At 30.4% G+C, this 14183-nt stretch carries 10 protein-coding genes; 3 read left to right on the forward strand and 7 right to left on the reverse strand.

The window, feature by feature from the left end; genetic code table 11:
• Positions 1–695 precede the first annotated feature (695 nt).
• Together MPAN_RS02355 and MPAN_RS02360 are read left to right on the forward strand one after the other, a co-directional pair.
• The gene (locus MPAN_RS02355; protein ID WP_176240002.1) at positions 696–6914 is read left to right on the forward strand and encodes an RHS repeat-associated core domain-containing protein; all 6219 of its coding nucleotides are present in this window, start codon (positions 696–698) and stop codon (positions 6912–6914) included.
• A 5-nt stretch (positions 6915–6919) separates the two neighbouring features.
• The gene (locus tag MPAN_RS02360) at positions 6920–7555 is read left to right on the forward strand and encodes a hypothetical protein (protein WP_176240003.1); all 636 of its coding nucleotides are present in this window, start codon (positions 6920–6922) and stop codon (positions 7553–7555) included.
• A 434-nt stretch (positions 7556–7989) separates the two neighbouring features.
• On the opposite strand, the gene MPAN_RS02365 is transcribed toward MPAN_RS02360, so the two are convergent.
• The 7 genes from MPAN_RS02365 to MPAN_RS02395 form a co-directional block, all read right to left on the reverse strand.
• A complete protein-coding gene (locus tag MPAN_RS02365) occupies positions 7990–8685 on the reverse strand; it encodes a helix-turn-helix domain-containing protein (protein WP_176240004.1) in 696 nt (231 codons plus the stop codon).
• A 95-nt stretch (positions 8686–8780) separates the two neighbouring features.
• Positions 8781–9011 carry a hypothetical protein gene (locus MPAN_RS02370; protein WP_176240005.1) on the reverse strand — a complete coding sequence of 77 codons (231 nt, stop codon included), beginning with the start codon at positions 9009–9011 and terminating at the stop codon, positions 8781–8783.
• A 58-nt stretch (positions 9012–9069) separates the two neighbouring features.
• Positions 9070–9306, reverse strand: a complete 237-nt coding sequence (locus MPAN_RS02375) for a hypothetical protein (protein ID WP_176240006.1) — start codon at positions 9304–9306, stop codon at positions 9070–9072.
• Positions 9307–9598: 292 nt separating this feature from the next.
• The gene (gene tnpC / locus MPAN_RS02380) at positions 9599–11149 is read right to left on the reverse strand and encodes an IS66 family transposase (RefSeq protein ID WP_231756793.1); all 1551 of its coding nucleotides are present in this window, start codon (positions 11147–11149) and stop codon (positions 9599–9601) included.
• A 66-nt stretch (positions 11150–11215) separates the two neighbouring features.
• Positions 11216–11551: an IS66 family insertion sequence element accessory protein TnpB gene (gene tnpB, locus MPAN_RS02385; protein ID WP_231756794.1), complete on the reverse strand. Its 336-nt coding sequence runs from the start codon at positions 11549–11551 to the stop codon at positions 11216–11218.
• Positions 11544–11909: a helix-turn-helix domain-containing protein gene (locus MPAN_RS02390; RefSeq protein WP_176238418.1), complete on the reverse strand. Its 366-nt coding sequence runs from the start codon at positions 11907–11909 to the stop codon at positions 11544–11546. Before MPAN_RS02390 ends, tnpB begins: the two co-directional genes overlap by 8 nt.
• Before the next feature lie 53 nt (positions 11910–11962).
• The gene (locus MPAN_RS02395) at positions 11963–12499 is read right to left on the reverse strand and encodes a type 1 glutamine amidotransferase domain-containing protein (protein WP_176238419.1); all 537 of its coding nucleotides are present in this window, start codon (positions 12497–12499) and stop codon (positions 11963–11965) included.
• A gap of 316 nt (positions 12500–12815) precedes the next feature.
• Here MPAN_RS02395 and MPAN_RS02400 point away from each other — a divergent pair, with 316 nt between their 5' ends.
• Positions 12816–14042 (forward strand): IS110 family RNA-guided transposase, encoded by a 1227-nt coding sequence (locus MPAN_RS02400; protein ID WP_176238420.1) that lies wholly within the window; start codon positions 12816–12818, stop codon positions 14040–14042.
• The last annotated feature ends 141 nt before the right edge of the window (positions 14043–14183 follow it).

Raw genomic sequence — 14183 nt, forward strand, 5'->3', positions numbered from 1 at the left:
TAGCTAAATAATAAATCTATTATGAAGTCTATTTTTGATTTTCTATTATTAGTCCGCAAGTTTTGATAATGACAAACGAAAATAATAACATGACTTACGAAAAAATTAAAAGCATATACGCATAGATTAAGAAGAATAACGCAAGACATAAGAAAAAGTGATTTAAAAAAAATCACTTAAGCTTTTAGATCTATTTTATTAGTTTTAAGACGTTATATGAGCTTCTTTTAATCAAAGAAGTGATGTACTACACACTAAATACTCTGATATGAACAGATAAACAAAAGACTAAAGACACTCAAAGGATTCATTGAGTGTTTTTTTGTTCTACATGGATTGAAATATTTTATCAAGAGCATCATCAGCATGAGAATCAATGAGGATATGCGAAGAGTGTTTGACTTTTGTTATTGATGCTTTAAGTTGTTCGCGTTGTTCTTTTGAATAGAAATCATTTGTGATGAATAACAATCTATCTTTTGAAGCTTTATTAATTGTTTGAACTTTAAGGAGTATATTTATGTATCAAAATCTGTTGCCCTATGAAAGTTGTATCAATTATAATTAAAAATATATAGTGAAAAATGACTAATGGGACATATGTGCCCTGTTTTTGAAACTTTATTCATGTTAGAATTGTTTCATACGACACCAAAGGGGAGACACAACTAAATATATTTTATACCGGAGGGAAAATGAAAAAAATTTTAAGAGCATTTGATTCACGCGAAATTTTATCAATGTGTGATCGAATGAAACGTAGAGAGAAATTCATTGTGATAACTTTATTATTTGCAATGTTTTTAAGTTTGATACCATTTCAAGCAATTATAGCTGAAGTGGGTGATGATACTGTCATCCAAGAAGTTTTTGAAGATGAAACAAGTGAGCAAGTTCATAGTATAGACGTTGCTGCTAAAGACATTCCAATTGTTTCAGAAGACACTTCAAAGAGAACAGGAAATGAAAAGCATTTTAGAAAACAAGATGGAAGTTATGAAGTATCCATCTATGATAGTGTAGTTCACTATAAAGATGGTGACGATTGGTTAGATATTGATAACACATTAGACTATGACTCTAAAGCTAAGACTTACAGTAATAAAGCTAACGCTTTTGATATTAAATTCCCTAAAGATATCACAAATTCAGATATCAAATTATCAATGGATGGATATGATATTAACTGGCAATTAGTAGGTAGTGAATCGACTAATATTGAAGTTGCTGCTAAAAAAACTAAAGTCGATGAATATGATCTAAGAGAACTTATCAACACAAGTCAAGAAGTAACATATGCAAATGTATTATATGAGGTTGACTTAGTTTATAATCTAGACGGATCAAAAATTAAAGAAGAAATTATTTTGAAAAGTTATCAAGAAGATATAGTTTTTGAGTTTGAATATAAAATTAAAGGATTATATTTTGAAGAAATTGAAGATAATTTAGTATTAGTTAATGATGAAGGTCAAGTGGTTTTTGTTTTTGATCCCTTTGTCATGTATGATAGCAACCAAAATGAATCTAGTAATATTGAGTATGTTATAAAAGAATTAGGAAACAATAAATATTCTTTTAAAGTGATTCCAGATGATAGTTGGTTAGAAGAAGCAAATTATCCAGTTACAATTGATCCTACATTAGATAGTTCTACAAGCTCATCAAATACTATGAATATTTATGACACTTATATTTCTTCATATTCTCCAAATAATAATTATTATAGTCAATCAACAATGTACATTGGTGGTAATAGTTATATTGGTCAATTTGATGGCATGCTATATTTTTATCTGCCAACAGTTGTTATGGATCAAACAATTACATATGCTAATATTAATTTTATTAAATATAGTGTTTCGTCAGGAGCACAAATTAATATTTATCAAAATTTAGATACTTGGTCTAGTTCAAATGCTACTTGGAATAATGCACCTGATTATGAAGAGAACCCAGTAGATTATTATGTTGTTGATTCATCTACACCATTTACATTTGATATTACTGAATCTGCAAAAGAATGGCAAGCAACCGGAGTGAGCATGACACCTGGGTTTAGACTTGTATATGATGAAGGTATAGGCACAACAAACCAAGTATATCAGTATCTATATTCTCCAAGTGAAAACCCTGTAATAAACATTGGTTATGAAAATCCTGCAGGATTAAAAGATTATTGGACTTATACTTCGCAAGATATGGGAGCAGTTGGAACTGGGTATATTAGTGATTACACAGGTAATTTAACATGGGTAAGAAATGAATTTTCACTGGAAAATGAGTATTTATCTCTTAGTTTATCAATGTATTACAGTGTTTCCGAGAAAGAAGAACAAATTGGCTATGGATATGGTTGGAAAACAAGTTATAATATGCAAATACTTACTGATAGCAGTTTAAATCAATACTATTTATACAAACCAGATGGAGAAAAAATATATTTCAATTTCGTTGAAGATATTATAAATGGGGATTACTATTTGTCTGAGGACGGATCACTCATGAAGTTATATGAATCCACAAGTTATTTAACGCTAAAAACACAAAATGGTGTATCTTATACATTTGAAAGATATGATTTAGGACGACTATATTTAATTACTGAGGATGATACTCAACATCAGATAGTTATCTCATATGATTCGACTACTTCTCGAAGAGTTTCTCTAATAACTGATGAAGTAGGCAATCACATTTATTTTGAATACAATACATCTGATTTGCTCTATAAGACATACTTATATTTAGAACAAGCACCAGGTTTTAATCAGCTAATTGAATATAAAAATTATACTTATGATTCGAACGACAATTTAAATTATGTTTCTAATTATTATAATTATAATAATACTACAATGAGTAGTGCTAATTATACTAGATATGGATATTCAGACCATAAAATTATAGCAGCTCAGAATTTTAGTCTTGGCTACTATTTATACTACACATATTTATCAAATAAGGTAACTCATGTGGAAATAAGTGACAGTATCAGAATGTTAAGTGAATATGATATTGAATATAATGGGAACCAATCAAAATATACTAATTATGATGGTAATTATATTAATTATATATTTGATAACTACGGACATACTACTAATGTCTTTGATAGTTATGGAAATTCTCAATATTTTAAATATAGTGGTTTATTTTATGCTGAGGATATTGATGGTGTTACTGCAAATTATGACTTTTTTTACTACAATGGAATTAATTTATTTCCAGATTATGAAAATGTTCATAGTTTATTAGAAAAATCTGATGTATTAAAACAAACACAAAATCCAGTTTCTAATCATGGATTTGAAATTGAAGATGGATGGATTTTTAATAACACTACATTTAGTTCAATAGCTTATACAAATAGCGAATCTCTATTAGGTTCATCTAGTTTAGCAATTAGTATGACTAAACCCGTAGGATATCCTTATGCAAGTCAGTCAATGTATTTAACTACTGGGAGTTACACACTCACTGGATATATCAAAAATAGTGGTGGAAGTAGTACTGATGGAGCGTATATGACTGTAACTGGAGCTACTGTAATATCTACAGATGATAAAGTTTATGGATCAGATGAGTGGCAACAATTTAGTTTAGAATTTACAGTTGCAACAACAGGTCCTGTAGTTTTAAAACTATATAATACATCTATCTCTACAGCATTTTTTGATAATATACAGATAAGTGAAGGATTTGTAGAAAGTAGATATAATCAAGTTACAAATAATGGATTCGAATATGGAACAACAGGTTGGAGTTCAAGTGGAGTTACATTTGTAGCAAATAACGAAACTGGCTTATATCAAGATTTATTTGGGTACTATTCTTTAAAAATTGATGGTGATGGATCTTCATATAAATATTTTAAACAAAACTTCACAGATAACGTTGCAGGAGGAGAGACCTATCTTATAGGTGGATGGGCAAAAGCTGATGCAGTACCAAATAAAGCATATGATGTGAATGGTGAGTTAGTTTCTGATGATAGATTCTTCGGATTAAGAGTCTTAGTGCAAGGTGGAGATGGAACCCATGCTGTTGAATTGGATTATTATATACCTTTTGATTCATCAATAGAGAGTTGGCAGTATCTAATGATATCAATTGAACTACCAATATATGTTTCAAATATTGATGTTTCTGGCATATATCAAGGAGAGGGTACGGCTTATTTTGATAATATACAATTTTATAGAGATGATGTTATAACCTCTTACAAGTATGATAGAGGTTTATTGACAGGTGTAAGTACTCCCGATGGAAGCTATACTTTTGATTATGATACAAATGGAAACCTCATAGAGATTCAAGACAATTCAACAATAACAAATATTGAATATGATACAAATGATACTTATATAGAATACGAACAAAACAATGTTAGAGTAACTACTCAATATGATAATATCACCAATCATATCAGTGCAACTTATGTAGGATATGATATGAGTGAATCAACTCAAGGTCCATGGTATAAAACAACTTATACTTATAATCAAGATTCACAGTATTTAGATATTGGTACAGACGAATTTGGGAACACTACAGATTATGACTATAATAAATTAAATGGGTTATTATCAAAAATAACGGATGCTAAAGGCAACATTATTCAATATGAGTATAATAAATTTGGACAAATCTTAGAAAAAGAATTTGGTGAAAGTGGAATAATATATAGTTATACGTATGATACGTATCATAGATTATCTACAGTATCATTTGATAGCATAACGTACACATTTAATTATAATGCACAGGATCAATTAGAAAGTGTAGAAATAAATGATGAAATCATAGTTTCTTATACTTACCTTACAAAAATTATCAATAGTGAAGAATACCTAACAAATCTAATCAAAACAAAAATATATTCAAATGGAGATGTTTACTCCTTTGAGTATAATGAAGAAGATTTACTCATATCGATGAAATTCAATGATGAATCAGAGAATAGATATGAGTATCAATATGATGCAAGCGGAAGACTAACTATAGTAAAAGATATTACAAATAATAAGATTTATTATTATAGCTACAATCTATCAAATAGGTTAGAAAGAATCACTGATGAAGATGGAAACGTTATTCTTTATGAATACGATAATCACGGGAATCTGTTTGGATCTACATATCAAGTGAGCGGTATTAATCGATCAGTCTATTATCATTATGATGATAATACAGGAGAGTATGATTATACGACATATATGGTGGGAACTAATACGGTAACCAAAGATTACACATATGATGAAGACTCGCTTAGAAGATTAAAAGATATTAATCTAACCTATAATGCTATTTCATTGCTGAATATGACTTTTGATTATGATGATCATAATGTAGATGCATCTATGGGTAACGCAACAACACGCATATACCAAATAGCATATGAACTCGTAAACGGTGTTGATGATTTTTACTATTATTACTATTATGATGATATAGGTAATATTGTTGAAATCATTGTTAAGGATTATTCATATACAATTGTAGAAAAATATAGTTATAAATATGACAGCTATAATCGTCTTATCAGAGAAGACATTTATTTTAGAAATTCTTCTGATTCAGCATCTATATCATACACTTATGATGATTTGGGTAACATTACAAATATAAAAAACTATAGTTATACAACAGGGTTATTATTAGGAACACCAATTAATGAGAAAGTTTTAACATATGGTAATAGCTTATTAGGGTATAACGATACTCAGCTTTACACAATAGAATATAAAGAAAATGGTATTCAGACTGGAACTACTAATTACTCATATGATGATGCAGGAAATCCAACTAATATAGAGATAAGTGGAAATCAGTATTCTTATGAATATGAAGGTAGAAGATTAATTAGTGTTAATTTTGGAACCACATTTAATACAACATATGCATATAATGATCAAGGCATAAGAGTTTATAAATCAACAAATGATCATGAATATGCGTATATATTAGATGGTGATTTAGTTGTTATTGAAATTATTGATGAAACTGATTATATTTATTATACATATGATGTGAATAACACTTTGATTAGTATGTGTTATAATGGTGTTGAATATTATTATCTATCTGATACACAAGGTAATATCATTGGGTTGATGGATCAATCTGGAGATATAGTGGTTGAATATAGATATGATGCATGGGGCAACATCATTAAGCAATCAAGTAGTGTCACTGGATTAGATGATATTAATCCATATCGTTATCGTGGGTATAGATATGATGAAGAGCTAAATCTTTATTACTTACAATCTAGATATTATGATCCATCTGTCGGAAGATTTTTAAATATAGATGATACAAGTTATTTATCAGATGACACGTCATCAAGTTTGAATTTATATGCATATGCAGTTAATAATCCAGTAATGTATGTAGATTGCGATGGGCATTTTGCGGGACTACTAGGATTATTTAAAATTATTGGTACAGGTTTAACTATTGGTACAGGTGGATGGATTATAGTTGGTATTGTCATTGGAGTAGTTATCATAGTCGCTATGATACAGTACGAAGATGAGATTAACAAAAGTGTAGAGAATATTTCTACAACATTAGTTAATTATTTTAAGGACCCAGATGAACTTGGGATGCCTAAGATACCAGAAGGGCTAGATTTTGATAATCCGCTAGATTCAAATTTGCCTGGATTCACTTGGAAAGGTGATAAAACAGTCAATGAAGAAGATGGTGACTATCATGGATCTTTTCAAAATAAGCATTTAGGTGGAAAAGAACGATATTACCCTGATTTTAATAATACAGCTCATGGTGCTAAGAAACATTATGATTATACAGATAAAAATGGAAAAAAATGGAGAATGTTTGATGATGACACAGTTGAACCGAAGAATGGACATATGCCCAAACCGAAAACTGAGAATGGAGAGTAAGATATATGCATTTATATGATTTTTTTAAAATGGAAAATATGCAAGAAAAGGTAGAAAGCCAGTTACAAGAAATACAAAACAAGAGAAATGTCAAATATAGTGATGCTGAGATAAAATATATAAAAATCAAGTTTATTGTGCCTGAAGATGTATTAGCGAATAGTTTTTCTCAAGTGCTATCTTTTGATGTCTTAGATAAATCCATGGTTGAAATATATGACATCATAAAAGAAAAGCATCAAAATGATATGTTGTTTATAGCTCATTGGGGAAATTGCACATCAGATGATGAAGGTGCACATGAAACAGAGCCTTATATTAAGCATAAAGGTCAATTAATAGACCACTGGGACTATGATGAAAAAAAACAAGAGTATTATAATATTGAGACATATTTTGAAATGGATAAGACACAATATGATATTGAAACTTTTTCATATATAATTGAAGATTTTGAAGATTTTGAACTTTATCATGGATACTTGGTTGATAAATCAAAGTTAGAGTCCTTTAAAACCTACATGGAGTTTAAAGATAAACCAAATGCTAGCCAGCAAATGATTGCAAATTATATTGATTCTGTCATTGGGTGTTTTTCTGGAGTTCATGAATATGAGATTTTATTTTTATTAATAAAATAAAAGATTAATTTAAAAAGTAAATATATTAATTTTTAGAACAGAGAGGAAAGAGCATCTTAATTCAAGGTGCTTTTTTGTTATATAAACATTTTAAGATATGTTGTTTATGATTCTTAATATTAAATCTCTTATTAAATTCTCTTTTGTGTTTTCTATTATTAGTCCGCAAGATTCAACAATGATAAACGAAAAAATCAACATGACTTACGAAAAAATTAAAAGCATATACGCATAGATTAAGAAGAAGGACGCAAGACATAAGAAAAAATGATTTAAAAAAAATCACTTAAGCTTTTAGATCTATTTTATTAGTTTTTTAGACGTTATATGAGCTACTTTTAATGAAAGAAGTGATGAGTTTCAAACTTAATGCTCTGATATTCACAGTTATAGAAAAGACTAAAGACACTCAACTAAGTTTTGAGTGTTTTTTTCTACATAGATTGATATATTTCATCAAGAGCATCATCAACATGCGGTTCAATGAAGATATGCGAAGACTGTTTAACTTTTGTGATTGATGCTTTAAGCTGTTTACGCTGTTCTTTTGAATAGAAATCATTTGAGATGAATAACAATCTATCTTTTGTATCTCTTATAATTGTTTGAGCTTTAAGAAGCTGATTAATGTATCTGTAAACTGTTGAAAGACTAACACCCATATATTGAGCCATGTCTTCCATAGAGTCCCAACGATAGCCACCTAAATCGTTATTGATACCTCTAGCAATGATTAAGCCTTGAGCTAGTTTATATGTTGGAGTTAATATTTTGTTTTTTAAGATATCAGAAGTGATGATTGCTTTCGCATCTTTATTCTTTTTGAATGATTCAAGAGGAATGAAATGTCTATTGTGCCCAACCCATGAATAAAGCATATATTCTTTTTCAATTAATTTAGCAATATAGTTTTGCATGGTGCGAATTGATACGCCTATCATATCAGCAAGTGTTCGTGTTGTTGCAGTTGATTTACCGGTGTTTTTAGATAGACCAACAATAGCTCCTAATGTTAGCTTTTCTCCAGGGTTTAGATCTAAATCAAGTATAGAAGAAGAAAGGACAATATAAAAACCTTTATCATTTTTATTGATATTAAGTTTTTTAGTAAGTTTAACTTTATTTTTCATGATAGTGTCCTTTCGATTATTTGGAGGGAAGTGAGCAGTTTAATGTCATAAATCTTTTGCTCAGGACTAGGAGATATATAAATGAAATCAATTATCTAAATATTTAATCTTAACTCTCTTCTAAATGCTAGATTGATTTTGTCTTGTTTAAGTGTTAGCCATTTAACAGCTGATATGAACGTATCAAATTCTTCAGTCCAGATATCGCCTGTTGTGTTATCGATAGCAATCCATTTATCATCAGAAAATGCAAGAAACTTTTCTCTTCTTAAATCCTTATGTTCAATGACGAGATTGAGTTTTTCTAAGCTAGATATGATAATCATAAAGTTTCATCCTTTCTGCAAACTAAAGAGGACTTAAATCACTGCGCCAACAAGTGCTTTAAGCCCTCTCTAGTTTTTGGCGCATATATATTTTTTGATTCCGCTCAATATAATATTTAATTGAATTAAGTTGACCTAATGTATATCCTCCATATTTTGAAACCATGAATTGATCTGCATATTGTTTGTTACCGTCAAATATTTCAATAATAAGTTTATATAATCTACTATGTCCAAGATATGGACGATCTTTTAATTCAATGTTAAGTATGTCTCTAGCTCTTTTAAAGTCCATAAGAAAACCTCCTGGAAAGAAAAAACACCTAGTTATAGATGCTTTATAGTGTAAAGGACTTCTAAGCCGTCGGTCGGGGGTTCGAATCCCTCTTGCAACGCCACATATAATTAATAATGCTACCCGTTTGGGTAGCATTTTTTCTTTTCAACTTATAAATAAATTACTTTTTCAGATAAAACTGTAAAGGTCAAATATTAACACTACCTCATAAAAATACCACACTCAGACATCTGAATGTGGTATTTTTCTATAGGGGTTCAAATCTATCGCTGGTGGATATTGACGAAATTTAATTATTTTTCAACATATTGATGACAGATGGAGAATAAGGGAGTAGATCCTTAATCTCTTTTTTATTGATATTATCTAAAACATATTCTAAATATTTTGAAACATTAACATCGTTAATTCTTGCTGTTCTAATGATTGAAAACAGCTTTGTCGTATATCTTGCTCCATCATATGATCCAGATGTCATAAAAACTTTTCTATTAATCACGAAGGGTCTAACTGCTCGCTCTGCGATATTATTTGTAATTTCCACATAACCACTTGTTAAATATGTCGTTAGTTCAGGCCATACTTTTTTTGTATAGGAAACTGCCTTTTCTATTGCGGAGTTTGTTTTATAGTCATGCTTAAAAATAAGATCTTCTAGCTCTTTTAGTATCTTAGGATGATCTTGTTGTCGCTTGGTTAAAATCTCACTAGGTAAGAGGTTTTGCCGCTTATAGGTTGCTTCTTCATGAAAGAGCTTGCCCATGACATCAAGAATCTTTACAGCGTAACTTTCTTTTTTCTTATCTTGTGGTAGAGCTTTAAGAATATCTACAAATCGTCTTCTTGCGTGTGCGAAGCACCTTTGTAATTTGATCTTATCATTTTCTCTTTTTAGTTTTGTATAGCCTGCATAATCATCACAGACAATAACCCCTTCATATGCTTTTAACCACCTTGCTGTTTGATCAACGGCTCTTGATTCATGAAAATCATAAATCGCGATTTGCTGATCATAATAGCTTGATGTATAGACATATACATAACTTTTCTTACGCATTTGATCTGATAAAGGTCTTTTGCTGATAGAAAGCGTTGTCTCATCTGCGTGAATAACCTTTGCTTGATTATTAAGCAAATCATCTTTCATCTGTTTATAAATTGGCGTTAAGATAGATGCCATTTTTGCCATATATAAAGCGAGGTTTTGTTTTGAGACTTCAATTTTAAGGGTTTCTTTAAGGTGTCTTGATAAGTGCTCAAAAGGAATGCCGAGCTCATATTTATGATAACAGATGTATGAAGCGAAAGAATGCGTCATGACGCTTCCTGGAAATAAAGATGTTGAAAGTGGATAATAGATTTGATTATCCTTTGGATTACAGTTTTTGCATTTGCAGCTTTGTTTAATGATCTTTGTGACCTTAAGGGTTGCGGGTATAGACTCAACCACATAACGTACTTTTTCTGATGCGATGGATAATTCCCCTTTACATGTTGGGCACGTGTCTATCTCAGGCTTTTCATATCTAGTTTCACTCACGTGACGCTCAAAATCAAAAGACTCAAAGTTTTTACGCTTTTTCTTTCTTATCTTTTTTTCTTTACCTAATGTTTCTACTTCGTTAATAATGACTGCTGATATGCTTTCGCTCTTAGGTATAAATGTCTTGATCCGTTCTATATTATATTTTTCAGTTAAGATCTCTTTGTCACTTAAAATCAAGTTTAACTTTGTGTTAAGCTTAAAAATGAGACGATGATTCTTCTCGTTTTCTTTTAAAAGTTTTATATTTACTTTCTTTAGGTGCTCGATTTCTTTAAGCGCTTGGTTTAAGTTCATGTGTTTAGTATAGCACATTTTTGAACTTTTACTATATATATTTATATATATAGTAAATCTCAAAATTTAATACCCTATTTCTTTGTTTTTCTCATCAATGACTTTCAGTCCCTTTAAAAGCGCTTTAAGATCACTTGCTTGATACCCTATCTCTTTTGAATCTTTGGGCCATTTAAACTTTGTGAAGTTTATTTTATTGATCAGTAACCACGTTCCATATTCATCTTCATAATAGATTTTGATTGTCTTTCTATTTTTTGAACAAAAGACAAATAGGGTATACATCATCTCAATGGGTCTAAAGTTACACGATAATAGAATTTGGAGTTTATGCATACCTACACGCATATCCATATCTTTTGAATAGAAATAGATTTTCTTTATGTTCCTATAATCAATCATAAATAACCTCTAAGATTTTTAAAGCTTGTTCTAGAGAGGTTGTGATTTTGATTTGTTTGCTTTCTATCACGACTATCGAGTGATCAAAACGTGAAAAGTGTGTTGATTTCTTTGTAATCTCATCGCCTTTTAACATATTAAGTCTGATGTTTTCTTCATTGATGAGTTCTCCTGGTCTATCACTTATATTGTCAATTCTTATAAAGTCACCTTCTAAGTGATTAAATGCCGCTACCCAGTCTTTAAGTGTTGATCTATTAAATTTGTGTTGTCTTGCGAATTCACTTAGACTCAAATTTGACGCTCTATAGTTTTTGACCGCATCTAGACGCGCTCTATTTGTATAATGTTTTGACATTTTCTTTGTCCTCTTTTCTCTACCTATAGCATACAAAAAAACACCCTAAATTATTAGAGTGTTAATATTTGACCTTTACATAAAACTTCAATTATCAAAGGTAAGTAATAAATTAAATCAGGAGGTCGTCTTGCAGAAATGATATGACCATCTTTAATAGCTTCTATATTATGCCAAATCGCTTTAGCATTTGTAAGATCATCTTTAATGCCTGGTGTAGAGGTTACATTGACACCTTCTAAAATATCAGCAGAAGCTAATACCCAACCTGCATGACATATGATTCCTATAACGCGTTTTTCTTTATTCATATATTTAACAAAATCAATTACCTTTGGTATTCTTCTTAAGTAATCTGGTGCCCATCCACCAGGTATTAATAATGCATCGAATTCACTAATGTTAACATCATCAAAACTTAGATCTGATTTAATAGTCAAGCCATATTTACCAACATAATCAGTCTTTGCTTTTTCAGCTGCAACTAATACAGTCGCTTTTTCTTCTCTAAGCCTAATCATCGGGTAAAAAAATTCTAAGTCATCATAATCCTTACTAACAATAGTTAATACTTTTTTTCCTTCTAACATATTATCACTCCTCGTATAATATGTAGTGTAGATTAAGGTTTATACCTTCTACATATCATTATTTATAAGTTTGAAGTCCTAGTGTTATAATTAAGTTAAGATGTAACCAGAAGAATCTGCTTTCACTCCTTGCACTTCTAGGTGCTCATTAAGCGTGCAAACCTGCTTGATTGACTTATCTGCTAACCGGTTGTTGTTACCTGTTGGTGTAACTCAACATTAGATCCAACAGTGGTTTCTTATTGGCGAGGCTGCAGTTGTCTTTCAAGGCTAGGACTTCTCTTATATCTAATTTTCCTTGAAAGAAGGTGTTACTTTGAATCACACTTTATTTATTGGTATTGACGTTGCTAAATTATCTAATCACGTTTATGCACTTAACCTTAATCGTGATAGACTTTTATCTGTCAATATCCCTAACACACAAGATGGTGCGAACTTAATTGAAACACATATTCTAAAGCTTCTTGATAAATATCATCTCTCTAAAGTGATTGTTATCTTAGAGTCTACCGGTGTTTATTCCGGTCATGTTGCGACCTACTTATCAGCGTCTAAGTTTTTAAGTGTTTTTGAGATCAGAGTTTATCTCATCAATCCTAAAATTTCTAAAAATTATAGGAAGAGTTTTGCTGATATGGATAAAACTGATCCTAAAGATGCTTATATCTTAGCTGATATCGCTAGAGTTGGAAGATGTGATGAACTTACACCCTTTAAAGGTGCCCAAAGACTTGCTTTAGAAAGACTTACCAGACATAGACTTCATATTGCTGAAAAATTATCTAATGAGAAGGTTTATGCCCTTAATAACGTGTTTCTAAAGTTCTCTAATTTTGAAACTATATTCTCTAATAACTTTGGTTCAACTGCTGTTGATCTTTTACTAGAATACAAAACCATTGATGATATTATTGATTCATCTTTAGAAGATTTAGCTGACTTTGTTGCTAAATCAAGTAAAAATCGTTTTGATAATTCACTTGATATCGCTGCTAAAATTCAAAAAGCTGCTAGAGATTCTTATCGTCTTGATAAAGTTTCTTATGATCCTATTAATACAGCTCTAGCCTCATCCATAAATGTCATTAAATGCTATGAACATGAAATGAAAGACATTGATAAAGCTATTTTAAGACAAGTCGCTGGGTTTAATCATAATCACTATCAAATCTTAACTTCTATACCTGGTATTGGTAAAGTTTACGCGGCTGGTATCTTAGCTGAGATTGCTGATATGAGTCAGTTTGATTCCAATGATGCACTTGCTAAATTTGCTGGTATCACTTGGCGTAAGAATCAATCCGGTAAATTCACTGCTGATGAGACTTACATGACTAAAACTGGAAATAAATATTTACGCTACTTTTTGATTCAGGCTGCCAACATGGCTAGAATTCATATGCCTGAATATCGTGATTTTTATCAAAAGAAATATGATGAAGTCACGACTCATCAACACAAACGTGCCCTCGCCTTAACTGCTAGAAAACTTATTCGTCTTATTTATGGTTTGTTGAGTACCAATAGACTTTATAAGTAATATTTAAATATGTTGTACTTTACAGCCTTTACTTTTTTAAGTATGCCTTGATTTTGTACTTTTAACTAGATTTTATTCATTTTCTTTGTTTTTTGCTCTTGACATCTTTACCGGTTGCTCATTGTTATTATATAGAACGCA

Source organism: Mariniplasma anaerobium (assembly GCF_016865445.1).
In the GTDB taxonomy this organism is placed as follows: Bacteria; Bacillota_I; Bacilli_A; order Acholeplasmatales; family Acholeplasmataceae; genus Mariniplasma; species Mariniplasma anaerobium.